Annotated in this window: 25 protein-coding genes; 8 read left to right on the top strand and 17 right to left on the bottom strand. The window is 64.5% G+C overall.

Annotated elements, in window-relative coordinates; all coding sequences use genetic code 11:
- Positions 1 to 47: 47 nt before the first annotated feature.
- The 9 genes from U9J33_RS09200 to cysD all read right to left on the bottom strand — a co-directional run bounded on the left by U9J33_RS09200 (position 48) and on the right by cysD (position 9,189).
- The gene (locus U9J33_RS09200; protein ID WP_324694666.1) at positions 48 to 785 is read right to left on the bottom strand and encodes an SDR family oxidoreductase; all 738 of its coding nucleotides are present in this window, start codon (positions 783 to 785) and stop codon (positions 48 to 50) included.
- Positions 786 to 926: 141 nt separating this feature from the next.
- Positions 927 to 1,373: a MarR family winged helix-turn-helix transcriptional regulator gene (locus tag U9J33_RS09195; RefSeq protein ID WP_054441723.1), complete on the bottom strand. Its 447-nt coding sequence runs from the start codon at positions 1,371 to 1,373 to the stop codon at positions 927 to 929.
- An 86-nt stretch (positions 1,374 to 1,459) separates the two neighbouring features.
- Entirely contained in the window at positions 1,460 to 1,882 is a 423-nt protein-coding gene (locus tag U9J33_RS09190) for a nuclear transport factor 2 family protein (protein ID WP_185998806.1), read from the bottom strand.
- A 22-nt stretch (positions 1,883 to 1,904) separates the two neighbouring features.
- Positions 1,905 to 3,638, bottom strand: coding sequence for a class I adenylate-forming enzyme family protein (locus U9J33_RS09185; RefSeq protein WP_324694664.1), 1,734 nt, complete (start codon positions 3,636 to 3,638; stop codon positions 1,905 to 1,907).
- A 75-nt stretch (positions 3,639 to 3,713) separates the two neighbouring features.
- Entirely contained in the window at positions 3,714 to 4,697 is a 984-nt protein-coding gene (locus tag U9J33_RS09180) for an MDR family oxidoreductase (RefSeq protein WP_054441459.1), read from the bottom strand.
- 151 nt (positions 4,698 to 4,848) lie between these two features.
- The gene (locus U9J33_RS09175; RefSeq protein WP_054441457.1) at positions 4,849 to 5,514 is read right to left on the bottom strand and encodes a TetR/AcrR family transcriptional regulator; all 666 of its coding nucleotides are present in this window, start codon (positions 5,512 to 5,514) and stop codon (positions 4,849 to 4,851) included.
- A 74-nt stretch (positions 5,515 to 5,588) separates the two neighbouring features.
- Positions 5,589 to 6,329 carry a 3'(2'),5'-bisphosphate nucleotidase CysQ gene (locus U9J33_RS09170; protein WP_132468733.1) on the bottom strand — a complete coding sequence of 247 codons (741 nt, stop codon included), beginning with the start codon at positions 6,327 to 6,329 and terminating at the stop codon, positions 5,589 to 5,591.
- Complete coding sequence (gene cysN / locus U9J33_RS09165) at positions 6,329 to 8,287, bottom strand: sulfate adenylyltransferase subunit CysN (protein ID WP_054441454.1); 1,959 nt, start codon at positions 8,285 to 8,287, stop codon at positions 6,329 to 6,331. The genes U9J33_RS09170 and cysN overlap by 1 nt, the downstream gene beginning before the upstream one ends.
- Positions 8,287 to 9,189 (bottom strand): sulfate adenylyltransferase subunit CysD, encoded by a 903-nt coding sequence (gene cysD, locus U9J33_RS09160; RefSeq protein ID WP_054441720.1) that lies wholly within the window; start codon positions 9,187 to 9,189, stop codon positions 8,287 to 8,289. Before cysD ends, cysN begins: the two co-directional genes overlap by 1 nt.
- Positions 9,190 to 9,295: 106 nt before the next feature.
- Between cysD and U9J33_RS09155 the strand changes: the two genes are divergently transcribed.
- Positions 9,296 to 10,393: a helix-turn-helix transcriptional regulator gene (locus U9J33_RS09155; protein ID WP_324694660.1), complete on the top strand. Its 1,098-nt coding sequence runs from the start codon at positions 9,296 to 9,298 to the stop codon at positions 10,391 to 10,393.
- A gap of 131 nt (positions 10,394 to 10,524) precedes the next feature.
- Here U9J33_RS09155 and U9J33_RS09150 read toward each other — a convergent pair whose 3' ends face one another.
- Genes U9J33_RS09150 through U9J33_RS09140 form a run of 3 tightly spaced genes read right to left on the bottom strand, consistent with a single transcriptional unit; the run spans position 10,525 to position 13,611 of the window.
- Positions 10,525 to 11,784, bottom strand: coding sequence for an MBL fold metallo-hydrolase (locus tag U9J33_RS09150; RefSeq protein WP_324694658.1), 1,260 nt, complete (start codon positions 11,782 to 11,784; stop codon positions 10,525 to 10,527).
- 1 nt (position 11,785) lies between these two features.
- Positions 11,786 to 12,793 carry a zinc-dependent alcohol dehydrogenase gene (locus U9J33_RS09145; protein ID WP_185997589.1) on the bottom strand — a complete coding sequence of 336 codons (1,008 nt, stop codon included), beginning with the start codon at positions 12,791 to 12,793 and terminating at the stop codon, positions 11,786 to 11,788.
- 23 nt (positions 12,794 to 12,816) lie between these two features.
- Positions 12,817 to 13,611: an SDR family NAD(P)-dependent oxidoreductase gene (locus U9J33_RS09140; RefSeq protein ID WP_324694656.1), complete on the bottom strand. Its 795-nt coding sequence runs from the start codon at positions 13,609 to 13,611 to the stop codon at positions 12,817 to 12,819.
- 188 nt (positions 13,612 to 13,799) lie between these two features.
- Between U9J33_RS09140 and U9J33_RS09135 the strand changes: the two genes are divergently transcribed.
- The 3 genes from U9J33_RS09135 to U9J33_RS09125 all read left to right on the top strand — a co-directional run bounded on the left by U9J33_RS09135 (position 13,800) and on the right by U9J33_RS09125 (position 16,623).
- Complete coding sequence (locus U9J33_RS09135) at positions 13,800 to 14,696, top strand: helix-turn-helix transcriptional regulator (RefSeq protein ID WP_185997590.1); 897 nt, start codon at positions 13,800 to 13,802, stop codon at positions 14,694 to 14,696.
- Positions 14,697 to 14,854: 158 nt separating this feature from the next.
- Positions 14,855 to 16,036 carry a sulfotransferase gene (locus U9J33_RS09130; RefSeq protein ID WP_324694653.1) on the top strand — a complete coding sequence of 394 codons (1,182 nt, stop codon included), beginning with the start codon at positions 14,855 to 14,857 and terminating at the stop codon, positions 16,034 to 16,036.
- A gap of 113 nt (positions 16,037 to 16,149) precedes the next feature.
- Positions 16,150 to 16,623, top strand: a complete 474-nt coding sequence (locus U9J33_RS09125; protein ID WP_324694651.1) for a hypothetical protein — start codon at positions 16,150 to 16,152, stop codon at positions 16,621 to 16,623.
- A 50-nt stretch (positions 16,624 to 16,673) separates the two neighbouring features.
- On the opposite strand, the gene cofH is transcribed toward U9J33_RS09125, so the two are convergent.
- Genes cofH through cofE form a run of 3 tightly spaced genes read right to left on the bottom strand, consistent with a single transcriptional unit; the run spans position 16,674 to position 20,742 of the window.
- Complete coding sequence (gene cofH / locus U9J33_RS09120; RefSeq protein ID WP_324694649.1) at positions 16,674 to 19,007, bottom strand: 5-amino-6-(D-ribitylamino)uracil--L-tyrosine 4-hydroxyphenyl transferase CofH; 2,334 nt, start codon at positions 19,005 to 19,007, stop codon at positions 16,674 to 16,676.
- Positions 19,008 to 19,018: 11 nt separating this feature from the next.
- The gene (gene cofD / locus U9J33_RS09115; RefSeq protein WP_324694648.1) at positions 19,019 to 19,963 is read right to left on the bottom strand and encodes a 2-phospho-L-lactate transferase; all 945 of its coding nucleotides are present in this window, start codon (positions 19,961 to 19,963) and stop codon (positions 19,019 to 19,021) included.
- On the bottom strand, positions 19,960 to 20,742 hold the full coding sequence (cofE, locus tag U9J33_RS09110) for a coenzyme F420-0:L-glutamate ligase (RefSeq protein WP_054441441.1): 783 nt from the start codon (positions 20,740 to 20,742) through the stop codon (positions 19,960 to 19,962). Before cofE ends, cofD begins: the two co-directional genes overlap by 4 nt.
- Before the next feature lie 82 nt (positions 20,743 to 20,824).
- Between cofE and npdG the strand changes: the two genes are divergently transcribed.
- Genes npdG through U9J33_RS09090 form a run of 4 tightly spaced genes read left to right on the top strand, consistent with a single transcriptional unit; the run spans position 20,825 to position 23,955 of the window.
- Positions 20,825 to 21,475, top strand: coding sequence for an NADPH-dependent F420 reductase (npdG, locus tag U9J33_RS09105; RefSeq protein ID WP_054441438.1), 651 nt, complete (start codon positions 20,825 to 20,827; stop codon positions 21,473 to 21,475).
- Positions 21,472 to 22,107 (top strand): 2-phospho-L-lactate guanylyltransferase, encoded by a 636-nt coding sequence (gene cofC / locus U9J33_RS09100; protein WP_324694646.1) that lies wholly within the window; start codon positions 21,472 to 21,474, stop codon positions 22,105 to 22,107. The genes npdG and cofC overlap by 4 nt, the downstream gene beginning before the upstream one ends.
- Before the next feature lie 14 nt (positions 22,108 to 22,121).
- Entirely contained in the window at positions 22,122 to 22,979 is an 858-nt protein-coding gene (locus tag U9J33_RS09095) for an SDR family oxidoreductase (protein WP_324694644.1), read from the top strand.
- A gap of 55 nt (positions 22,980 to 23,034) precedes the next feature.
- Positions 23,035 to 23,955: a TIGR03619 family F420-dependent LLM class oxidoreductase gene (locus tag U9J33_RS09090; RefSeq protein ID WP_324694642.1), complete on the top strand. Its 921-nt coding sequence runs from the start codon at positions 23,035 to 23,037 to the stop codon at positions 23,953 to 23,955.
- A 68-nt stretch (positions 23,956 to 24,023) separates the two neighbouring features.
- Here U9J33_RS09090 and thiE read toward each other — a convergent pair whose 3' ends face one another.
- Both thiE and U9J33_RS09080 read right to left on the bottom strand, forming a co-directional pair.
- Positions 24,024 to 24,671, bottom strand: a complete 648-nt coding sequence (gene thiE, locus U9J33_RS09085; protein WP_324694640.1) for a thiamine phosphate synthase — start codon at positions 24,669 to 24,671, stop codon at positions 24,024 to 24,026.
- Between the two features lie 18 nt (positions 24,672 to 24,689).
- Entirely contained in the window at positions 24,690 to 25,238 is a 549-nt protein-coding gene (locus U9J33_RS09080; protein ID WP_324694638.1) for a hypothetical protein, read from the bottom strand.
- Positions 25,239 to 25,346: the final 108 nt, after the last annotated feature.

Here is a 25,346-nt window from a genome sequence, read left to right as displayed (position 1 = left end):
CGTCTGATCCTTGGCGGAAATAGGGTCTTGCAGAAGCTGGGCGTCGTTCATGGGTGTCTCGCTCCGACCGACACGTGGGTCACGCGCACGTCGGCCGGCAGGTCGATCACGGAGCGGAACACACCAGTCACGTTCTCGGTATTCGAGATCGGGCGGGCGCGCAGGTCGATGCCGTTGGCCGCGCATCCCTGGTGGAAGCGCATGGCCGCATCGGGGTTCCATCCGGGCGCGGTCTTGCCGGCCTCGTACATCGGCCCGGCGCGCACGGTGGTCACGCGGATGCCGGCGGGTTCCAGTTCCTCGACCAGGGCCTCGGTAAAGCGTTCGAGCGCCGCCTTCGTGCACTGGTAGAGCGAGAGCATCACGAACGGCACGGCGATGGATTCGCTGCCCACGTTGATGATCTGGCCGCCCTTTTCCAGCATCGGAATGGCCGCGCGGCAGCAATAGATCGGGCCGTTGAGATTGGTGGCGATGATACCGTCGATCTGGGCGTCGGTCGCCTCGGCTACCGTGAACGGCTCATAGATCGCGGCATTGTTGATCAGCACATCGATCCGGGGGTGCTTTTCGGCAATGGCGACAAAAGCCTTGCGCACGGAATCGGCGGAGGCGACATCGCATTCCACCGCCATGGCAGTGCCCCCGATCTCCTCGGCCAGTTCCTTCACCTTGGACAGCGTGCGGCCCAGCAGGATCACGGTTTCCCCTTCACCGGCGAAACGCCTTGCCAATGCGCGGCCAAGCCCCGCCCCGGCGCCAGTGATCACGATCGTCTTACCCACGCATCCTCCCAGATTACGGCTTTCGAGTGCCGATCCTTGCCGGCACGATTTCCTGAACACTAACCCTTGCGCAAGCCGCCGCCTATCGCGGCCACGATGGTTCGACGGGAGCGTCCCGGCGATGCCTTCGCGCTGCCCTGTTCACCCTTGGCCGGAGGCGTCCGACGCGCGGTTGCGCGTCAGGTTCAAGCGCATCTTTTCCAGCATTTCGAGCATACGCTCCTTGTCCCCTTCGGGCAGTCCCTCCAGCGCCAGATCGGCGGTTTCCTCCGCCAACGGCTGGAGCTGTTCCAGCAGTTCGCAGCCGCGCGCGGTGAGATAGAGCCGCCAGGCCCGCCGGTCCGCCGGATCCGCCCGGCGTTCCACCAGGCCGCCATCCTGCATGCGATCGATCATGCGCCCGGCCGTGATCGGTTCGACTTCGAGAATTTCGGCAAGGCCGCCCTGGTTGATGCCTTCCATGCGGTGCAACACGCTGAGCACCTGCCACTGCGGACGGGTGACTCCTATCGCCCTCGCCCGCTCATCGAAAGAACGGCGCATCAAGCGCGCCACTTGCGAAAGGACGGTGCCGATCCTGCGTTCCATCGGCAGCAAACTAGTAGGCGTGCTTAGTATTGGCGAGCGAATTCATGCAGGCCTGCAATCGACCGCCCCGGCGCTACATCCTGCCGCTACACCCCCGGCGACGCGGCCATGTCCACGATCAGACGCGAAAGCGTTTGCCGGGCAATCTTCCAGCCGTCCGGGGTTCGCACGCAGGTCTCGTGATAATGGCCATAGCCCGTCAGGGCAAAGTCGCCCTTGATGACACGGTCCTGCATGGCCCAGACGACTTGCGCGATATCACCGTCGATCGTGATTTCGGGCGAGTGAATCTGGTGTGCCGTCTTTGCATCGGATAGCGACTGGCGCACCATACTCACGAAACGGTCCCGCCCTTCCTCGACGGTGCCGCCGGCCGGCCTCGTGTCGATTACGCAGTCCTCTGTGAAAAGGCTTGCCCAGCCGTCCCAGTCCTTGGTGTCGAGCAGGCGGCAGTACAAGGCCTTGAGATTGCAGATTGCCAGCCAGTCGGCGAAATCGGGTGCCTGCATTGCCATCGCGTCTTTCTCCGGTTCAGCCCAGCGCGCCTTCGGCCTCAAGTCGTTCGGCGGCGAGCTTGCGCAAGTCGGCCGTCTTGATTTTCGCGCTGCCGGTTGTCTTGAGATCGCTCTCGGCAACGAACAGGATGCGGCGCGGCACCTTGTAGCTGGCGAGCTTTTCCTTCGCGAAATCGCGGATCGAGGCACCTTCGGGGTTGGTCCCTTCCACCGGAACGATGCAGGTGACGACAAGCTCGCCCAGCAGTTCGTCCGGCACGCCGACCGTCTGCGACACCTTCACTTGCGGATGGGCGCGGATAACCTCGTCGATCTCCAGCGGGGAGACGTTGGCGCCCCCGGTCTTGATGATGTCGTTGAGGCGGCCTTCCCAGAACAGGCGTCCCTGCGCATCGATGTAGCCGCCGTCGGCCGTGCGCAGGAAGCCTTCGCCGTCCAGCGTCTCGTCGAGCGGCACGCCGAGATAGCCCAGCATCAGCGTGGGGCCCTTCACGGCGATCTCGCCGCGCTCGCCAAGCGGCATCGTCACCCCTGTGAGCGGATCGACGACCTTGATCGTGGAGCCCGCAGTCGGCAGTCCATGGGACTTGCCCGCCACTTCTTCCGGTGTGCCCGAAGGGAAGACGGAGATCAGGGTGAACGTCTCGGTATTGCCGAAAGCCTGCGCCGGCTCGCGCCACCGGGTGTTGATCGTGGGGTGCTGCGCACAAGGTGTAGCAGCGTCGATGTAGTGCATCGCCGAAAGATCGACGCTCTCGTAGTTCGGCGCGGCGATGAGCTGGGCCCACTGATGCGGCCAGGCGAGCATCATCGTGGCCCGTTCCGCTTCCATCAGGGTCAGCGCTTCCGCCGCATCGAACCAGCGCTGGAGCACCAGCGACCCGCCCGATCCGAGCGTTCCGCCGAGCGCCATCGAGAAATTGCCCGACCAGAAGAAGCCGTTGGCCGACCATGTGCGCGGCGGCTCGGTAACGGCGTACCACTGCGGCCAGCGCCAAAGCTGCAGGCAGACCCCGCGATGGGCGGAAAGGATGCCCTTGGCCTTGCCGGTGGACCCGGACGAGAAGAACAGCACTCCGGGATCGCTGGGCTGAACGGAGGCGGCAGCCGCATCGACAAGCGCGGGATCGATTGCATCGCCGCGGGCAAGGAACGTGCTCCAGCCCTCGATCGCACCGAGCCCCTCATCGCTGTCGATCACCGCGAGATGACGCAGGAACGGGAACCTTGTCGAAGCCACTTCGCCGGGCGCGGCCGAGCCGATCTGCGGTTCGAGATCGACGAGGATTTGCGCGAAGTCCTTCTTGAGGACGCGGCGTTCGAGCAGCAGGACCGAGCATCCGCCCATCTGCAGCACGGTTTCGAGTTCGGCCGGGGTGAAGAACGTGCTCACCGTCATGGCGACGCCGCCCGCAAGGGCCGTCCCGAACACGCCTGAAAGGAATTCCAGCCGGTTCGTTGCCAGTACGCCGACGCGCGTTCCCTTGCCGACGCCGCAAGCCATGAGCGCGCGGGCCACTTCCATCGATCGTGCCCAGAGATCGTCGTAAGTCCAGCGTTCCACCCGGTCTTCCAGATGGATGACCGCCGCTTCCGCCGGACCATGGCGTGCGGTCACTTCGCGAACGAAACCCCCGAGCGTGAGCGGGCCGATGCCCTGTTCGTCCTCGAGCGCGATCCCGCGCGCGATGGACAAGCCTTCCGTGACCTCGACCATGCCGTCCTCGTCGTATCCTGCGGAAAGGCGCATCGTGCCCCCTTCCTTCTCCCATGAAGGTCGGAACGGCGGCCGGTTCCCTCAAACCGGCCGCCGTTCCGGGCTGCGTCAGGCGTTCACGTCGACGATGTAACGGCCCTTGACCTCACCGGACATGAACTTCTTCGCAGCCTCGATGGCGTCGCCCAGGGCAATGGTCTGCCCGATGGTTTCGAGCGCGGAAGGGTCGAGATCCTTGGCGAGGCGATCCCATGCCTTGAGGCGCTTGGCCTTGGGCGCCATCACGCTGTCGATCCCCAGCAGCGCAACGCCGCGCAGGATGAAGGGCATGACGGTAGCCGGCAGGTCGAAGCCCTGCGCCAGGCCGCAAGCGGCAACCGCGCCGCCGTACTTCGTCTGCGCGCAGGCATTGGCCAGCGTGTGGCTGCCGGCAGTGTCGATCACACCGGCCCAGCGCTCGCGCTGGAGCGGCTTGCCCTTTTCGGCGAGTTCCGCACGGTCGATGATCGTTTCGGCGCCGAGTGCCTTGAGATAGTCGGCCTCTGCCGCCTTGCCGGTCAGCGCTGCAACCGAGAAGCCGAGCTTCTTGAGGATGGCGATGGCAACCGAGCCCACGCCGCCGGTGGCGCCGGTGACAAGCACTTCGCCCTGATCCGGCGTCACGCCCCAGTCCACCAATGCATCCACGCAAAGCGCAGCGGTATAGCCGGCCGTACCGATCGCCATGGCCTGCGCCGGCGTGAATGCCGAAGGCAGCGGAACCAGCCAGTCGCCCTTCAGGCGGGCCTTCTGCGCGAGGCCGCCCCAGTGCCCTTCGCCAACGCCCCAGCCGTTGAGCACGACGGTGTCACCGGCCTTCCAATCGGCGTGGCTGCTATCGGATACGGTGCCGACCAGATCGATGCCCGGCACCATCGGGAACTTGCGCACGACAGGCGAAGCGCCGGTGACGGCAAGGCCGTCCTTGAAGTTGAGCGTCGAGAATGCAACGTCGATCGTCACGTCACCTTCGGGCAGCGAAGCTTCGTCGAGCTGCTGCAGAGTGACGGTCTGGCCCTCATCGTTCTTGTCGATCACGATAGCGGAAAACATGGCAAACTCCCTGTCAGTCCGGGCGGCCATGCATGGCGGCCCCTGCGACGTTTCAGGTCCAAGCTGAAAGGGAAAATGCCGCCCTGCGTCAATGCCGCCAGGGCACGGCATCGCCTTGGCGAAGTCACATCACGGGCAGGGTATCATGGTCTCACGAACCGGCCGACACCCCTTGCGCGGCCAGCAGATCGGCAACCTTGGGAAAGGCTCGCGAACGCATCGCGCCATACATCGAAAGTCGCAGAATTTCGCGGGAATAGCGACGTGAAAGCTCGCGCCGTTCGGCTTCCCCGCCCGCACTCGAGCGCGCCAGGATCGGCCAGAAGAACACGCCTGCCAGATTCACCACCGAGAAGACCTCGAAATCGATTCCCGGCTCGGCAAGATCGGTGGCGGCGAAACGGCCCAGCGAGCCGCAATACTCACGCCAGAACGGGTCCTGGCTCGGGTCCGGCGAGGCCAGCACCTGCTGAAGCCAGACCCGGCAGATATCCGGGTTATCCATCGCGAAATCGGCCAGTCGATCCGTAAGCGCCACGGGATCGACTTCCTCCACCCGCCGTTCGCCGATCGTTTCAGGATCACCGAAAACGGCGCGGAACAGCTTGTCAGACACCCATTGAATGGTCGCCTCGACCAGTTTCTCGCGCGTTTCGAAATGCTGGTATGCCGTCCCGCGGTTGACCGCTGCAAGATGGGCCACGGCAGAAAGACTGACGCCCTCGGGCCCGTCCTTGGCCAGCAGGTTTGCCGCGGCGTCGAGAATAGCCCCGCGCGTGGCGACCGGGTCGCGCGTCCTTCGTACTCTCGCCTCCATGCTCACCCCTTCTGCTGTTGAACGGGCGAGCATAGCGGCGACACTACTAAACGACAATGTTGATCAGCTTGTCCTCAGAGGAAGTCCTTGACCTTCTCCAGCACCAGCGCCGCGTGTTCCTTGCGGCAGATCAGCAGGTCCGGCATATAGACGTCCTCCTGATTGTAGACCAGCGGGCTGCCGTCGATGCGCGAGACATGCAGGCCCCAGCCCCGTGCAACGGCCGCCGGCGCGCAGCTGTCCCATTCGTACTGACCGCCGGAGTGCAGATAGATATCCGCCTCCCCGCGCAGGATCGCCATGGCCTTGGCTCCGGCCGAGCCCATCGGCACCAGTTCGGCGCCGATGGCTTCGGCCACGCCGGTCGCTTCCCTGGCGGGACGCGTGCGGCTGACGACCATGCGGAGCACTTCCGGCGCCGCAGGGATCTCACCCGGCTGATCCGAACGCAGGACCACCCCTGCGCCCGGCAGCGCCACCGCGCCCAGCACCGGCACGCCGTCCACCGCCATGCCGACATGAACCGCCCAGTCGGCGCGCTCCTCGCCATATTCGCGGGTGCCGTCGACCGGATCGACGATCCACACCCGCTCCTTGCTCAGGCGCTCGGCATTGTCCTTCTCCTCTTCGGAGAGCAGCCCGTCCTCGGGCCGCTGCTCGCGAAGGGCGTGGCAGAGGAACTGGTTGGCGGTCTGGTCCCCCGCCTTGCCCAGCGACTTGCCTTCGAACAGGCCGGAAGCCCGCACGTCGAGCAGGATCTTCCCCGCCACTTGCGCCAGATGCGCGGCGAGATCGCCGTCGTTGGCCACCGTCATCAGGCGTCTCCCAGCAGGGTGTCGACGATCAGGTTGGCCGCATCTTCCGGCGAGATCGCCGTGGTGTCGATGCGGATTTCCGGATTGCGCGGCGCCTCGTAGGGGCTGTCGATGCCGGTGAAGTTCTTCAGCTCGCCCGAACGCGCCTTCTTGTAGAGACCCTTGACGTCGCGCGCCTCGGCCACCTTCAGCGGCGTGTCGATGAACACTTCGAAGAACTCGCCTTCCGGCAGCATTGCCCGCACCATCTCGCGATCCGCCTGGAACGGCGAGATGAAAGCGGTGATGACGATCAGGCCCGCGTCGGTCATCAGCTTCGAGACTTCGCCCACGCGGCGGATATTCTCGATGCGGTCGGCCTCGGTGAAGCCCAGGTCCTTGTTCAGGCCATGGCGCACGTTATCGCCATCGAGCAGGAAGGTGTGCCGGTTCATCCGGTGCAGCTTCTTCTCGACGAGGTTGGCGATGGTCGACTTGCCGGAGCCCGAAAGGCCGGTGAACCACAGCACTGCCGGGCGCTGGTTCTTCAGGCCCGCATGCTGCTTGCGGTCGATGTCCACGGCCTGCCAGTGCACGTTCTGCGAACGGCGCAGCGAGAAGTGGATCATGCCCGCCGCCACCGTGGCGTTGGTCATCTTGTCGATCAGGATGAAGCCGCCCAGCGTGCGGTTGTCGGCATAGGCCTCGAACACCAGCTGCTTGTCGGTGGTCAGTTCCGCCACGCCGATCGAGTTCAGCTCCAGCGTCTTGGCCGCCAGCTTCTCCATCGTGTTGACGTTGACCTCGTACTTCGGCTCCTGAACCGTTGCCGAGACCATCTGCGTGCCGAGCTTGAGCCAGTAGGCACGCCCCGGAACCATGGCCTCGTCCGCCATCCACACGAAAGTCGCCTCGAACTGGTCGGCGCTCTGCGGGGGATTGTCGGCTATGGAGATCACCGATCCGCGCGAACAGTCGATCTCGTCCGCGAAGCAGACGGTGACGGACTGACCGGCCACCGCTTCGTCGAGATCGCCGTCATAAGTGACGACGCGGGTGACCGAGCTGGTCTTGCCCGAGGGCAGGACGCGGATCTTGTCGCCCGGCTTGACCGAACCCGTGGCGATCAGGCCAGAGAATCCGCGGAAGTCGAGGTTGGGACGGTTCACCCACTGCACCGGCAGGCGCAGCGGCTTGTCGGCATCGACCGAGGACAGCACTTCGACGGTTTCGAGATGCTCGACCAGCGGAATGCCCGCATACTGCGGCGCCTTGTACCACGGGGTCTTGTCCGAGAGCGTGGTGATGTTGTCGCCCTTGAAGCCCGAGATCGGCAGTGCGGTGAAGCTCTCGATCCCGATCGACTGCGCGAACTCGGTATAGTCCGCCAGGATCTTGTCGAAGACTTCCTGGCTGTAGTCCACCAGGTCCATCTTGTTGACCGCAAGGACGATGTTCTTGATGCCGATCAGGTGGCACAGGTACGAGTGGCGGCGCGTCTGCACCAGCACGCCCTTGCGCGCATCGATCAGGATCACCGCAAGGTCAGCGGTGGAAGCGCCGGTGACCATGTTGCGGGTGTACTGTTCGTGGCCCGGGCAGTCGGCAACGATGAACTTGCGCTTCTCGGTGTTGAAGAAGCGATAGGCCACGTCGATGGTGATGCCCTGCTCACGCTCTGCGGCAAGACCGTCGACCAGCAGCGCGAAGTCGATCTCCTGCCCCTGCGTGCCGACCTTCTTGGAATCCGACTGGAGCGCGTCCAGCTGATCCTCGAAGATCATCTTCGAATCGTAAAGCAGGCGCCCGATCAAGGTGGACTTGCCGTCATCAACGCTGCCGCACGTGATGAAGCGGAGCATCGTCTTGTGCTCGTGCTGGACGAGGTAAGCGTCGATATCGTCCGCAATCAGCTGGTCGGTGACGTAGACGGCTTCCTTGGTGGCGTTCTGCACCGTTTCAGTGTCGCTCTGTCCCATCAGAAGTACCCCTGCTGCTTCTTGACTTCCATGCCGGCACCGCCGGCGTCCTTGTCGATGGCGCGGCCCTGCCGCTCCGATGTGGTGGTGAGAAGCGTTTCCTGGATCACTTCGGGAAGCGTCTTCGCCTCGCTCTCCACCGCGCCGGTCAGCGGATAGCAGCCGAGCGTGCGGAAGCGGATCGAGCGTTCGACCGGAACCTCGCCGGGCTGGAGCGGGAAGCGCTCGTCATCGACCATCAGCAGCATCCCGTCACGCTCCACCGTGGGGCGCTTGTCCGCGAAGTAGAGCGGCACGATCGGAATGTCGTTGAGGTGGATGTACTGCCAGATATCCAGCTCGGTCCAGTTGGAGATCGGGAAAACGCGGATCGATTCGCCGCGCGCCTTGCGGGCATTGTAGAGGTTCCACAGTTCCGGGCGCTGGTTCTTCGGGTCCCAGCCGTGCGAGGACGTGCGGAACGAGAAGATACGCTCCTTGGCGCGGCTCTTCTCCTCGTCGCGGCGGGCGCCGCCGAAGGCCGCGTCGAAGCCGTACTTGTCGAGCGCCTGCTTCAGACCTTCCGTCTTCCACATGTCGGTGTGGAGCGCGCCGTGGTCGAAGGGATTGATGCCCTTCTCGGCCGCTTCGGGGTTCTGGTAGACCAGCAGTTCCATACCGCTTTCACGCGCCATCTTGTCGCGCAGCTCGTACATCGCCTTGAACTTCCAGGTCGTGTCGACGTGGAGCAGCGGGAACGGCGGCGGCGAGGGATAGAAGGCCTTGCGGGCAAGGTGCAGCATGACGGCGCTATCCTTGCCCACCGAATAAAGCATCACCGGCTTTTCAGCCTCGGCGACGACTTCGCGGATGATGTGGATGCTCTCGGCTTCGAGACGCTCCAGATGCGTGAGTGTTTTCATCAGGTCTTCCTCTGCCCTGGGCATGTGCCCTGTTGGCTGGGTTTCAAACTGTCCCGATTCCGAATCGCAGGGATGACATTCGCGCGAACCTCCCATATGGGAGGGCATGGCCCTTACCAGCAACGACGAGACCGATCTCCTGATCCCGCTCTTTCAGGGAAATGCCGAAAATCCGCGCTTTTCGACATTTCTGGAAAGAGTGCGCCGGCGCACCCAAGCCGATTACGTCAGCCTGATCCTTCGCATGGGCGATGGTCCGCACGCCGCAATCGTCGATAGCTACGCCGGAATGGACTTGCGCAAACGCGCCCGCGAATCGCAGTTGCAGGGCCCGTTCGATCTCGACCGCTACCTCTATGACAGCCTGAGGCCGGGCCGGGTCTATTCGATTGGCGAAATGATCGATCACGACCCGGCAGCACGGGCCGATCGCAACCGGCGCATGGCCAAACTGGGCATCGGCGACGAACGGGTGGTGCGGATCGCCGGCGGAGAACACTATAGCGCCTGGCTGCTGATGGCCCGCGCGCGCGATTGCTCCGCAGCCGACGGCGCACTGCTTTCCAACCTCGCGCCTTATGTGGCGATCGCCGTGGAGAATCTCGTTTCCATGGACCGTGACCGGCTCGCGGCCCGGATCAACGCCATGGGGCTGGAGCGAACCGGAAAGGGCTGGATGCTGCTCGATGCGGAAGCGCGCGTACTGGCGGCCGATCCGGCGCTTACCGAATTCTGGCAGCGGCATTGCGGCGCCGTGTTGCGCCCCGGCGAGCGTGTGCTCGGGCTCGACCTTGCCGCCGAACGCAGGCTCGCGGCAGCGGCAACCGAGATGGCGCATGATCGCTTATTGCAGGCGCGGCCGCTGCTGCTGCGGGAAAAGCCGCATGTCGAAGCGCTGCTGATGCCGGCCGAAAATACCGAGGCACTCGCGGCTCCCGCGCTGGTGGCGCTCTGCACCCTGCCCCAACCGCACTCGGAGCATGGCGCCGAACGGCTGGCCGAGATTTTCGACCTGCCCCGACGCGAAGCGGAACTGGCGATGGCGCTGGCGGACGGCCACTCCATCGCCGAAGCGGCGGAGCGGATGAATCTGACGCTTGAAACCGCGCGCAACTATTCCAAGCGGCTCTACGCCAAGCTGGGCGTGCGCGGGCAAGCGGAACTGGTGCGGCTGGTCTATGAGAGCAGCGCAGTGATGGGGTGAGGCCTGTCAGGTATCTTGAGGCGAAGGTCTCAAGTGCCCCACATTCATCGTCATTGCGAGCGTAGCGAAGCAATCCAGGGCCGCCTCGCGCCGCTCTGAGGAGAAACAGCGCCCCTGAAACTCCCGCCCGATCAATCGCCGAGCCTGGCCTCCATTGCCGCGATCTCCGAACGCAGCCACATCGTTTCGGACAGGTTCTTGCCGCCAGAAGCCGCCAGCAGCGCCTCATGCGCCGCCTTGCGCACAGTAAGCACCCCCGCATTGTCCGGCTCGGCACTGAGGGCTATGTCGGTCAGGTGCACGGCTTCCAGCGGAGCGCCCGCATCCAGCTTCGCCTGCGCCCGTTCGGCCAGCCTGGCCGCGCCGCCAGCAAGTTCGACCAGATCGGCATCGACGCTGGACCGCGGCACGCCGTAGAGAGCGGTGGTGCCGTCCTCATAGTGCAGCCAGCCCGAATACTCGCGCCAGATCGACTTGACCGCCCAGGCGGCCTTGCCGTGGAATTCGCCGATCTCCAACCCCTCTGGCCAGGCGAATTCGCGCATCAGGGTGTGCACGTCCTTACCCGACTTCATGCCTTCCAGCGTGTAGTCGCGAACATGGCTGACTGCGGCGTGCAACTTGTCGAGATCGGCGCGGATGCGCTCGGCCCCGCGAATGGCCTCGCCGTGCCCGGTGACGATGATCTCGGCACCGAGGTCGCGGATCGTCTCCAGCGACTTCAGGTAATTACGCACCAGACGCGGCTTGTCTCCGCGCAGGGTGTTCAGGAACGGCATCGAGAGCCAGACCGGCCCGAAGACATTGCCGGTGAAGGCGATCTTCTCCTTGGGCATCCAGACCGTGAGCGAGTCGATCGTCTCCCCCTCGGGCGTGGAGATCAGCTCGAACGTCCGCCCGCCAAGGTCGATGGTCAGACGGCGGTCGACCAGAATATCGGGCACCACATCCGGCGCCGGCTTGGGCGAACCGCCGCGCTTGAGCGTCGACCCCCAGAGCTTGCCGCTCCTCGGTCCGAAAAAGGGCTGAAGGCGCATCATGTCCGAGAGCGCTTCGTTGAAGCCCGGCCCGCCAACGACTTGCGTACCCTCTTCCAGAAATTCCGGCACGCCGCCGAAGTGATCGGCATGGCTCTGGGTAAGGATGATGAAGGCCAGCGGGCCGGTGCGCGGCGGGGTCAACAGGCGCTTGGTGCGCTCTGCATTGTCCATGAAGCCGGTGTTGATCAGGACATCGCCCTCGGCGGTCGTCACGAGATAGGCATTCGAGATGTCGTTCGCCTGGAACACGAAATCGGTGATCGCGATGGCTTCGGCCTGCTCGTCGCCCGAGCGGACGAGCCCTGCCAGCTTCGGCCCGGCGTCCTTCACACTGTCAGCACTTGGGCTCATCTCAAGACTCCTCGATGCCGATCATGACTTTGGCGGACTGCGGTGTCGCCGCGATTTCCAGGCCTTTCATGATCTCGCTGAATGGCAGCTTGTGGCTGATCATCGCCGCGATCTTGTCCTTCAGGCGCGGCATGGCAGCGATCACCTCGGGCATTTCCGTGGGATAGCCGACCGCCGTGGTGATCGTCATCTCGCTGGTCAGCATGCGGCCGACCGGGAACTCTATGGGCCGCATATAGGCGGCCGTGATAACCAGCTTGGCATGAAGCTTGGCCATCATGATGACTTCGGTGAGGATGTTGGGCGCGCCCGCCGCGTCGATGAAGGCGTCAGTGCCCACGCCCACCCGGCCATAGCTCGGCACTTCACCGTGAAGCCGTGCCAGTTCCGCGCGCAGATCGACCTTGCTGGGATCGAGCGCCGCCTGCACGCCCAGTGCCCGGGCGCGTTCCAGCCGTTCCTCGGACAGATCCAGCGCCACCACGTCGGTCACGCCGCGATCGATCAGCCAGAGCAACATGCCAAGGCCGATCGGCCCACAGCCGAACACCACGACCTTGTCGCCGGGCTTCACGTCGGCACGGTTGACCCCGTGCATGGCGACGGCCAGCGGCTCGCACATCGCGGCCACGTCATACGAGATGCCCTCGGGGATCGGCAGGATCGAATCGCCAAGCCGCGCCTCTCGCACCAGCAGTTCCTGCGTGAAGGCGCCTTCCGGGCCGCCCGAGCCGATGTTGCTGGGCGTCATCATCGGATTGACGATCACCGGATCGCCCACCGCAATTCCCGCGACGTCGGCGCCGACCTCGATCACGTCACCCGCGCCTTCATGGCCGAGCGCAGTCTCCACGCCGGGCGGAATTCCGCCCATCTTGATGTAGGACAGGTCCGATCCGCAGATACCGACCGACTTCATCCTGACGACCACGTCCTTCGGCCCGGCTGCCGGACGTTCGTAAGCATCGACGCGTACATCGCCGACCCCGTGAATCTTGAGCAGTTCCATCGCCTGTCTCCTCTCCCGGTCGCTCAGGGGCGAACCATGTAGCCGCCGTCGATCGTGACCGTCTCGCCGGTCATGAACGAGCTGGCGTCAGAGCAAAGGTAGGCCCCGATGCCCTCGAAGTCCGCCGGATAACCGGTGCGCTTCATCGGGATCGTCGGGGCGAAGTGCGCGGCAACTGCATCGGCCCGCGCGCCCTCGCCCATCATCGGGGTGATGACGAGCCCCGGAGCGACCACGTTGGCGCGGATGCCGAGCGGCGCCAGTTCGATGGCAAGGCACCGCACCGCAGCGGCGATCGCCGCCTTGGACGAGGCGTATTCCATCTTGCCCGGCAGCCCCTGGAACAGCGACAGCGAACCGCAGGCGACAAGACTGCCGCCGCTCTGATCACCCGCTTCCACCCGCTCCTTCATCAGCCGCGCGCCTTCGCGCAGGGTGAAGAAGGCGCCATGCAGCGCGGTCTTCTGGAATTCGTGCCAATGCTCCGTCGGCATCTCGAACGTGGAATTGTAACGCGGCGAAGCGCCCGAATTGGCGAAGACGCAGTCGACCCGGCCGAAATCCGCCATGACCTGCTGGTAGCCGGCGATAATGTTCGCCTCTTCCGAAACGTCCACCTGATAGGCGATCACCCTGCCCGCGCCCGCCGCTTCCAGTTCGGCCTTGGCTTTGGCGCTCTTTTCCGCATTGCGCGCCCAGATCGCGAGATCGCCGCCCATTTTCGCGACGCCCATGGCAAAGCCGAAACCGATGCCGCCGTTGCCGCCGGTCACCACCGTCACTTTACCCGTGCAGTCGAAAAGGCCCTTGGCCATCATTCTCTCCTCGATCCCGTTGTCATTACGCGGGCTTTGTCCGCCCGCGCTTTCGTTGGCGCGATGTTTCCCGTGCACGGCTTGTCCCGCAACCCCGCCAGGAATAGAATTCGGGCCTTATCTTGGCATCAGGGACATAATTCAGGCCCGCCTTTCACAAGAGGCCCGAAGCCCCTGGGGAGAACGATGCGATGCAAGCGAGCGAGGCAGCCCACCTGCCTACCATGATCGTCGACGCCGAACTGTCGGCACCGGGCATCTGCGCACAGATCGTGCGTTTCGACATTCCCGAGCCGACCGACACACGCCACGCCCTGGGCGAAGGCTATCACGTCAACATGTGCCTCACCCCGCGCCCCCTTGAATCGCGTGGCGGATACCGCGAACGCTGGGGCCCGCACCGTTTCGAGCGACTGGGTGACATCTTCGCGATCCCACCGGGCGAATCGCTCTACATTCGCGGCGGACGCGGCAGGCAGGCCTCGCTGGTCTGCACGATAGACGCCGCCATGGTCCACGAGTTCATCGGACAGACGCTGAACTGGGACGATGCGCATCTCGCCGCCGCGCTCGACATCGCCAGTGCGCAAGTGCGGGCGCTGCTGTTCCGCATCACCGCCGAAGTGCGCCACCCCGGCCTCGCTTCGCGCCGGATGCTCGAACTGCTGGGCGGAGAACTGTCCATCGAACTCGGTCGCTACGGCCTCGAAGTCTCGGAGCGCCCGATGACCGGGGGGCTTTCCGGCTGGCGGCTGAGGCTGATCGAGGAACGGCTGGCCGGAGACCTCGCCGCCCCTTCGCTTCAGGAGTTGGCAGACCTCTGTTCGCTGTCGGTGCGCCAACTCACGCGCGGCTTCCGGGTGAGCCGTGCCTGTTCGATCGGCGACTATATCGAGCAGCGCCGGATGGAAGCCGCCAAGCGCATGTTGATGGACGGCGACAGCGTGAAGACAGTCGCCTTCGCCATGGGTTTCTCCTCTCCTTCGAGCTTCACTTTCGCCTTCCGGCGCGCCGTCGGCGCCAGTCCCAGCACCTTCCGCCAGCGGCAAGGCCGTGCGCTGGGATCGATGCACTCCGTTGCCGCATAACGCTCCTGTCCCCATGGACGGGTCTTGACCGGGATTCGATATAACGGCTCGATCTGACGCGTCTGCCGCATTGCCAATGGGCCCTGCGCACAGGCTAACTCGTGCCCATGAGGTCGCCGCAGCGGCCCACTCAAAGACACGGGAAAGAGGATCACGAAATGACCGAGCCACTCACGGCGGACAAGCTCGTCGGCGACGCTCTCGTCGAACAGGCGATGAAGGACACCGGCATCCGGGACTTCGACAACGACACCTGGCACGAAGGCTTCGACGTCTTCGTGAACGACTTCAACGCCGGGATCGCGCGCGGGCAGTACACAGAGGGAGGCATCGCGCGCGGGACCGCCGACACGCTCCACTATCTGCGCGGCCGTCTGAAGATTTCGGACTACCTGCGTCAGAACCCCGAACTTCTCAGCCGCCCGGTCGAGCGGCCGGTCTTCGTAATGGGCGTGCCCCGCACCGGCACCACGCTGCTTTCGAACCTGCTGGCTGCCGATCCTGCGCGCCGTTCGCCGCTGACCTGGGAAATTGACGATCCGGTGCCGCCGGTCGCCTCGGCCGACCTGCTGACCACCGACCCACGCGCACAGGCGCGTCTGGCGCAGGAAAAGGCTATGCTCGAAGCCAATCCGGCCATGGGCAAGTACTATCGCGGCTCGGCCGTCTATCCGAACGAGTGCGTGTTCTTCATGGCGCACGACTTCAAGACGCTGATGATCGATTCCAAGGGCAAGCTGCCGGAATACAAGGAGTTCATCTTCTCCTGCGACATGACCAGCGCTTACGAATACCACAAGAAGTTCCTGCAAGTGCTTCAGCAGAACGCGGGCGGCGTGTGGAACGTGAAGAAGCCCAGCCACGCGCTGTGGCTGGAGACGATCTTCAAGGTCTATCCCGATGCCCGGGTCCTTTGGGCGCATCGCGATCCCTTCACTGCCACGGGCTCGCTCTGCTCGGTCATCTCGCTCAGCCACATGGCGCACATGGGCAAGCCGGACACCGCGTGGCTCAAGGAAAACTACACCTGGCAGGCCGCCGAGCACGCCAACCGCATCATGGATTTCCGCGACAAGCACGGCGAGGACAAGGTGATCGACGTCCACTACGCCGACATGACCGCCGATCCGATCGGCACGATGAAGAAGGTCTACCAGCAGCTTGGCGACGAATGGACCGCCGAGGCGGAGGCCGGCATCCAGCAGTGGGTGAACGACAACCCGCAGGACAAGTTCGGCAAGCACGAATACAAGCTCGCACAGTACGGCATAGAGAAGGCGGAGCTTGAGCCGCTCTTCGAACGCTACCTTTCCCGCTATGACGTTGCGCGCGAAGGCTGAGAAAGCACACGCCGCTCCTGTCGCCCGTCACCCCCGCTAACGCGCATCCAGCGCCCGCGGGGATGACGGGCAAATTACCGCTTCGCCGGCGGCAAGCCGGCAGGGAGAGATCGATGTTCGAAGGCCGTCATTATCAAAACGCCTATGTCTGCGACAATCTGGAAGCCGCGATCGACCTGTTCCGTGGCCGGGGGCTTACCCGCGAGCCGATGATCATCCCGGTCGACCAGCAAGTGCTGACCCCGCAGGGGCTCAAGCGCCAGAAGGGGCGCATCTGCTTCATCTGGGTCGACGAACTCCAGATCGAACTCATCGAAAACGAGATCGACGAGGCAGGCATCTACGCCAATTGCCTGTCGAACGGCGGCCCCTTGCGCTTCCACCACATCTGCTTCGGCGTGGACAACTGGGCGGACTTCCGCTCGCGCGTGGATGCGCAGGAGCTTCCGCTGGCGATGGAACGCCAACCGAACGACGATCCCAATGGGTTGAAATTCCTGTACCTCGATGCGCGCAAGGTGGTTGGGCACTACATCGAATATACCTGGATGCCCGATGCCATGTGGCAGCAGATCAAGGCCATGTGAAACGCGGTCGGGGGGTGGCGCCGGCCGGCGCTCCCCGATCCTCCCGTTCTTCAGGCCAATTCCAGCGGAACCTCGCCGTAGAGCGTCGTGCGCTGTCTCAACCGCCGGCCCACGCTTTCGGCAGCCTGGCGCAATTCCTCTATCGTCACGCCCTGTCCGTGCGCTGCGCCTGCCGCGCGGCTGATGCTTTCGTCCATGAGCACCCCGCCGAGGTCGTTGGCCCCCGCTGCAAGGACCGCAGCGGCACCGTCCATCCCGAGTTTCACCCAAGAGCACTGGATCGAGTTGATCGCACCGTTGAGCGCAAGCCGCGCCACGGCATGCATCATCACCGCCTCGCGCCAGGTCGGCCCTTTACGACATTGTCCGCGTCGATAGAACGGCGCCTCCATATGCACGAGCGGCAGCGGCACAAACTCGGTAATTCCGCCCGTATCGAGCTGGAGATTGCGCAAGGCCAGCAAGTGGCGAGCCCAGTGCCCGGTGCCTTCAAGGTGGCCGAACATCACCGTCGAGGTCGTGGGCAGACCCACGCGGTGAGCACTGCCGACCACGTCTAGCCATTCCTGCGTCGTCAGCTTGCCGGGGCAGATCTGCTCGCGAATATCGTCGCACAAGATTTCCGCCGCGGTGCCGGGCAGAGAGCCCAGCCCCGCATCCTTGAGCATGGCGAGGTAATCCCCGACCGGCATGCCCAGCGTGCGAGCGCCCTGGCTCACCTCAAGCGGTGAAAAGGCGTGAACGTGCAGATCGGGGCAAGCCTCCTTCACGGCGCGCACGATCGAAAGGTAGGTATCTCCTGTATAGCTGGGGTGGATGCCGCCCTGGAGGCACACCTCGGTCGCCCCGCGTGCAACGGCTTCGCGGGCACGCCCGGCGATCTCGCCGAGATCGAGGTTATAGGGCTTGTCGCGGAACCCGGCCTTGCTGCTGGTTTTCGAAAACGCGCAGAACGAACAGGTGTGCGTGCAGATATTCGTATAATTGATGTTGCGGTTGACGACATAGGTTACCGTCTCGCCGCTGACTTCGGCCCGCAGGGCATCCGCGGCGTCGACCACGGCCTGCGCCGCAGCGCCCCGCGTTGCGAAGAGTGCCACGATATCGTCCTCGCCCAGCGTCGCCCCGCTGGCCGCCCGCTCAAGGATACGATGGAGGGACGCGGCCACCGGACCTTCGTGCTGGCGCCCCAGCGGCGCGTGGACGTTGCCCGGCGCATGCTGGCCTGCAAGGCCTGGGCTCCAGACGCTGTCACGCGCCAGCCCTTCGGCATCGGCATGACGAAGAACGGCTGGACGGATCGCCGGGTCGATCCATGAACTTTCTTCGGTCGTGATGAAACGCGGATAGATCGTCAGCCGCTCGACCAGCGGCAGCCCCTTGCCCGCGCAGATCGCGCGCAGCCGCTCGACTTCAGGCCAGGGCGCTTCCGGGTTCACATGATCGAGCGTGACAGGGGAGATGCCGCCCCAGTCGTCGATCCCTGCGTCGATGAGTTCTACCAGTCGCTCATCGTTGAGATTGGGCGGCGCCTGAACCGATACCTCGTCAGGCAGGATAAGGCGCGCGGCAGCGACTACGCGCAGGAAATCGTTTTCGGTGGCTTCGGGCGCCTCCGCCATCTTCGTACCGGGTTTCGGGCAGAAGTTCTGGACGATCACTTCCTGCAGATGCCCATGCTCGCAGTGCAGGTCTCGCAGTGCAAAAAGGCTGTCGAGCCGCTCTTCGGCGGTCTCGCCGATTCCGATCAAGACGCCGCTGGTCATCGGCACCCTCGCCTCCCCGGCGGCCGCCAGCGAGGCGAGGCGAAGCGCCGGCACCTTGTCCGGCGAGCCGTGGTGACACATGCCCTTTTCCAGCAACCGCTCGGAGATGCTTTCCAGCATAAGCCCTGCCGACGCAGCGACCGGGCGCAGCATCGCGTAATCCTGCTGCTCCAACAGCCCCGCATTGACGTGCGGCAGAAGCCCGGTTTCCCCAAGCACCAGTTCGGCGCAGTGCCGCACATAGTCGACGGTGCGGGCAAACCCGCGTTCGGCCAGCCATTCGCGCGCGGCGGCGTAGCGGCGTTCGGGGGCATCACCCAGCGTGAACAAAGCCTCACGGCAACCCGAAGCGGCACCGGCGCGGGCGATCGCCAGCACTTCGTCAGGCGTCAGGTAAGGCGCTTCAAGCCGCGAGGGCGTGGTCGCGAAAGTGCAGTAGTGGCAGACGTCCGCGCAGAGGCGCGTCAGGGGGATGAACACCTTGGGCGAATACGTCATCCGTGCCGGCCCGCGCGCATCGCGCCGCGCTCTTGCCCGCGCGGTGACCTCTTCCAGCGGTGCGGCCAGCAGCCACGCCTTCAGTTCATCCGCTGACGATTGGGCGGTTTCATCCTGCATCTGCTCACCCTTCAGGCACCTGCGAGGGCAAGCACCTCCTGCGCGAGCCTTGTCCTGTCGGCGGCTTCGCGCATCATTGTCTTCGTCACGGTGACCTGAAGTCCCCGCGCCTGCAAACCAGAGACATCGGCCTCATCGGCATGGTCGATCAAGAGGTGGTCGAGAAGATCGCCGTAGTGATCAGCGATGGCCGCATTGCCCACCGCCTGCCCCATCCCGGCCAGCAACTTCGCCAGCGGCCCTTTCACGGCAGCACCGCCTACCAGCGGCGAGACTGCGATCAGCGGCACGCGCCGTGCCGCAACCGCTTCGCGAATACCGTCAACGGCAAGGATCGGATCGACGCTGAGGTACGGATTCGAGGGACAAATCACGATTGCCGCCAGGTCCTCACGGCCCAGCGCCGCGGCCAGACCGGGCGAAGGCAACGCGCCCGGCACACCCTCGAAACGGATCGCGGAGACAGCCGGGCCGCACTGCTCGCCGACGAACCACCGCTGGAAGTCCGTCCATCCCGCCACCGTGCGAACCTGGGTGCGCACCGGCCCGTCGCTCATCGGAACGATCGCGTGGGCGATTCCCAGTTCGCCGGCAAGCCGCGCAGTCACGTCTGAAAGGCTTTCACCCGCGCGTAACCGCCAGCTCCGCGCCAGATGCATCGCGAGGTCGCGATCGCCGAGATTGAACCAGTCCTCCTCGCCCATAGCGCGCAGCATGGCCATGGCCTGCCACGTCTCATCCTTGACGCCCCATCCGCGCTGGATGTCGTTGAGACCGGCAAGCGCATAGATGACGGAATCGATGTCGGGGCAGATGGTCAGGCCCAGGTGTTCGAAATCGTCGCCCGTGTTCACGGCGATGGTGAGGTCGGACGGATCCATGACCGCAGCCAGGCCAGCCGCCAGCTTGGCCCCGCCGACACCGCCGGAAAGCGCAAGGACATGACGCCCGCTCATCGAAACATGTCCTGCTCCATGGGTCTCAGCCCGCTCGCCGCACCGGGCCCGTCCTCGTCCGTCACCCAGCGCGCGCCGCCGCGCACAAGGGCGACAGGCGTGCCCTCGTCACCCTCGCCCATGGCCAGCCCAGCCATCGCGGCGAGCGAATCCGCAATACCGATCACCGTTGCCTGCAAGGTTCGTCCATAAAGGTCCGTGGCCCGCCCCCGCCGGTCTTCCAGCACGGCTATCCCGGCGCAGCCGATCGCCGTGCCCAGCGTTCCGATCCGCCAGGCGCGGCCCATCGAATCCGCGATCACCACGCCGATCCTGACGCCATTCTCTGCCTGCAATGCGCTGCGCAAGGCTCGTGCGGAGCCATCGGGGTCCAGCGGCCAGAGCAGAACCCGGCCGGCGTCTCCCCCTTCCACGTTCGATGCGTCGATGCCTGCATTGGCAAGGACATGCCCGGTGCGATGGCAAGCGATCACGGCCGCGGGGTTGCTTCGCAGGATGTGCGAACTCTCGTCCAGAATGGCCTGCATCATCGGCGCATCGCGGCCGGTATCGCGTGCAAGGCGCTCGGCCTCGGCACCGGGTGCAATGCGCGACAGATCGCGCGTGCGGCCCTCCGCCTTGGAGACGATCTTCTGGGCCACCACGCAGATATCGCCGTCACGGAACCCGTCGCCGGAAGCGGCCATGGCAGAGCAAATCGCTTGCGCTACCGACATTCCGGCGGCGAACATGGGCATTCCGGCCAGCGGTCGTACGGTCAGTTCTGGAATTCTGTTCATTGGCCCTCCCGAACGCCTGTCTACGTCCGCAGCGCCGCAAACCACAATCATGACGAACAAGAATTCGCGGGAGAGATAATCAATGGCAGCGATCGCAGTGATCGGCGGAACCGGCGCTCTCGGCAAGGGCATTGCCCGCAGGCTGGTCCAGGCCGGTCACGAAGTGACCATCGGTTCACGCACGGCAGACAAGGCACAGGTGACGGCCGGGGAACTGGGTGCCGCCGGCCACGCTGAAAATGTCGAGGCCGCGCGCGGCAAGGACGTGGTGATCGTGGCCGTTCCCCATGCCTCGCAGGGCGACACCCTGCGCCAGATCCGCGACGCGGTCGGCAATGCCGTGGTTGTCGACACGACCGTGCCGCTGGTCCCGCCCAAGGTCATGCGCGTACAGCTTCCCGCAGAAGGCAGCGCCGCCATGCAGGCGCGCGAACACCTCGGGCCGGATGCGAGGCTGGTCACGGCGTTCCACAATGTGTCGGCCCATCATCTCGACAGCGACCACGCTATCGATTGTGATGTGCTGGTCTTCAGCGATGACGTGGAGGCGCGCAACACCGTGGTCGGCCTGTGCCCCGGAATGGGCATTCGGGGCCTCTCCGGCGGGGCGCTGGCCAACTCGGCGGCGGCAGAGGCTCTGACCTCGATCCTCATTTACATGAACAAGACCTACAAGGCAGACGGGGCGGGCATACGCTTCACGAACCTTGCCCAGGCTCCGCTGGTCCCGTGAGCTGCTGGGCGCTCATCCCGGTCAAGGCGCCGGGCCTCGGCAAGACGAGGCTGGCCCGGGCACTTGCTCCGGATGAGCGCGAAGCCCTCGTCTGCGCGATGTTCCGCCATGTCCTGGCAACCGCACGCGCCTGCGCGGCAATCGACCGGATCTGCATATTGGGGCCGTCCCGTCCCGGTCTTGGCAAGGGCCTTGTAAGGTTGCCTGACTCCGGATCCGACCTGAACCGGGCGCTGGGATCGGCGCTTGGTGCGATCGCCACGACCGGCCCGGACCGCGTCGTGGTGCTTCCCGCAGATCTTCCCTGCCTGACGACCGCTGACATCGACCGGCTCGCGAGCCTGCCCGCAGGTGTAGTCGGCGTGGCGCCCGATCGGCATGGTACGGGGACCAACGCTCTCTCGCTGACGTTGCCCGAAACCATATGGTTTCCTTTCTCCTTCGGTGAAGAAAGCTACTCAAGGCACTGCGATGAAACGAAAAAACTTGGACTGACCGTGGAGACGATCCTCTCCGGCGGGCTGGAAAAAGATATAGACGAGCCCGCCGATCTGCCAGATGCTGAACATCTGTTGAGCGCCGTATCCTTATTGCGGCAGCCCATCGCCAAAGGCCGAAGACGGCTGGCATAAGCGGGAGAACGGGTGTGGACGCCGGCATCATCGACCTTACGGGACAAGTTGTGTTTGTTACCGGCGGCGGAGGCGGGATCGGCAGGTCGATCGCACTGAACATGGCGGACATGGGCGCCGATGTCGCCTTGATCGAGGCGGTGCCTGAACGCTGCGAACAACTCACCGATATGATCGAGGCGCGCGGCCGCAAGGCGCTGTGCATCCCCGGAAACGTGATGGACGTGGAGGCCCTGCAACACGCCATTGCCGCCGCTGCCGAGAAGTTCGGGCGCCTCGATGTGCTGGTGAACAACGCAGGCGGCGTAACGCGCCGGGGCTTTCTCAATCTCGCCGAGAAGAACTGGCGGCGCCACATCGATCTCAACCTTGTTTCCAACCTCGCCGCCACGCAGGCTGCACTGCCAGTCATGATTGCGGGCGAGCGGGGTGGTTCCATCATCAACGTCACCAGTATCGAGGCGGCCCGCGCAGCACCGGGCTACGCGGTCTATGCCGCCTGCAAGGCCGGCGTGAACAACCTGACGCGCACGCTGGCACTGGAATTCGCCGAACACGGCATCCGGGTGAACGCCATAGCGCCCGATTACACGGTAACACCCGGTACGCGCGGACAGTTCACCGGCCCCGTAGATGAAGCCATCTGGCCCAGGCCCAGCGCGGAACAGGAAGACGTGATCCGCCGCCGCATCCCGCTCGGCCGTGCCGGGATCGACGAAGAGTGCGGCCGCGTGGCGGTGTTCCTCGCCTCACAGATGGCAAGCTACGTCACCGGCACGATCATTCCGGTGGACGGCGGAACCTGGGCCTCGGGAGGCTGGGTGCGCAACCGCGACGATACCTGGGTTCTTCCCCCCGAACCGAATCCCTGAAACTCATCGCCTGAAATCCACTGCGAGAAATCCAACGATTGAAAGAACTTCCGGCATGACCTTCACATTAAGCACCAGCCTTCCGTTCGACCATATCGATCGCCCGGAGGAATTCGGCACCCTTGACGCGCTCCAGGAAATCGCCCGCACCGTCGAAGCGGCGGGCTTCTACGCCGGCACCGTCACCGATCACCCGGCGCCCTCAGCGCGCTGGCTCGATGCCGGAGGGCACTATGCGCAGGACCCGTTCGTCCTGCTCTCGATGCTGGGTGCCTCGACGACGAAACTGCGCCTCCAGACCAACATCCTGGTCCTGCCCTATCGCAATCCGTTTCTCACCGCCCGGGCCGTGTCATCGCTTGACCACTTCACGAATGGGCGCGTGATCCTTGGCCTCGGCGCGGGCTACATGAAGGCTGAGTACAAGGCGCTCGGCGTGGATTTCGATACCCGCAACGACCTCATGGACGAATATATCAATGCGATGAAATTGGCCTGGACCGGCGAGGATTTCACGTTCGAGGGCACCGGCTATACCGCGCTCGGCAACCGCATGTTGCCCACGCCTGCACAGACACCGCACCCGCCCCTGCTGGTCGGCGGCAACTCGAAGCGGGCCCTGCGCCGCGCGGTCGAACTGGGTGACGCCTGGCACCCGTTCTTCGTACCCAAGAGCGTTACCGACACTGCGCGCACCGCCAATCTCGAAGGAGACGACGATATCCTCGCCGCGATCGGATACATGGCGGATCACTGCGGAAAAGTCGGCCGTGCCGAGCCCCCCAAAGTCATCGCCTCATCGACTTACGCTGTGAAGGATGGTTGGAGCGCACAGGAAGCGCTCGATCACTATGCCAACCTCAAGTCGCTCGGAGTCCATGGCTCCGGTGCGACGATCCACGCCGAAACACGCGCCCAATATTGCGACATCGCACTGAAGTTCGGCGAGGAAGTTATTGCGAAGATTGATTTTTAATTAAATCGCCGCCAGCACGCTTCCACCAGCACTGTTAAGGGCAGGGAACCGGCCCCTGCCCTGATCCCTCAGCCTTCGGCTTTCATCGCCGCAGCCATGGCTTCGTGAAAAGCCTTTACTGCCGCCACTTCGTCTCCGTTCCAGACCGCGCCCGAAACCGCGAGGAAGTCAGCGCCTGCCTTCACCAGCGGCCCGCAGTTCTCCGGCGTGATCCCGCCGATCGCCACACAGGGAATTTCGAAGATTCCCTGCCACCATTCGAGCAGATCGAGCCCAGCAGTATGCTTCACCTGCTTGGTAGTGGTCGGGAAGAATGCTCCGAACGCCACGTAATCCGCGCCTTCTTCGCCAGCATCCATCGCGAGGTGGCGGCTGTCATGGCAGGTCACGCCGATCTGCGCATCGCGGCCAAGCGCATTGCGCGCCTCTTCCACTGTCCCGTCTTCCTGACCGATATGCACGCCGTCGGCTCCAAGCCGCTTGGCGAGGCTGATCGAATCGTTGACGATGAAGGCGACCTCCCGCTCTGCGCAAATCTTCTGCAGGGGCTCTGCAAGACGCGCAGCCTCGTGCTGGTCCACGTCCTTGACCCGGAACTGGAACGCCGCGACAGGCGCGGCATCGAGTGCGCGGGCAAGCCGTTCGGGGAACGTGCCGCCCACGTCCAGCGGCGAGATCAGGTAAAGCTGTGTCGGTTCGCGTTCGATGTCTTCCATATGCGCGCACCTAGCCTTTCATGGGGCCGAGGAAAAGAGTTCCTCTTCAAAGCGCGCGTCGTCGCGTTCGCGGTTCACCCTACCCAGCGCTCCTGCCGCGAACAGGAGGATAGTCAACCTCATCACCGCGTGCAGGGCGTCGGCCGCAGTATCGGTATTCCAGCCCGGCGCGGTCGAAGCCAGGTACATCGCCTTGGCAGCCGCGACGCTGACGCCCCCGGCCATGATCGCCACCAGAACCCGCGAGGGCCGCCAGAGGAGAAGTAACGGCAGCAGGAAACCGGCGAGAACATCGACCAGCATGGCCGCAGGCAGCGCATCCGCCTCCATCAGGAGCCAGGCCGTTTCGCCCAGGAGCAGCGCCATTGCCCGTCGCAACATGGGATCGTATCGGGGACGCAGCCACGCGATCAGCAAGGTCGCCACCAACGCACAAAAGATGGGCGGCACCACCAGCCTGATAACGGCAGGCGGCAACAGGGATGGTGCGACGAACACCACCACTATGCAAGCGAGCCAGATCTTGATCGGCCCGTTGATAGCAGACCAATATTGGGAGAATTTCATTGCCGTCCCGTCTATCGGCATAAACACTAACGCTCCCGCGCCTCCGCGAAAAGCGCATTCGTTCGGGAGAGGTTCAGCCCGCGCCGCTAGTCTCGCCTGCGGCAAATT

The organism is Novosphingobium sp. RL4, assembly GCF_035658495.1.
In the GTDB taxonomy this organism is placed as follows: Bacteria; Pseudomonadota; Alphaproteobacteria; order Sphingomonadales; family Sphingomonadaceae; genus Novosphingobium.
This window is presented reverse-complemented; position numbering and strand designations above follow the sequence as displayed.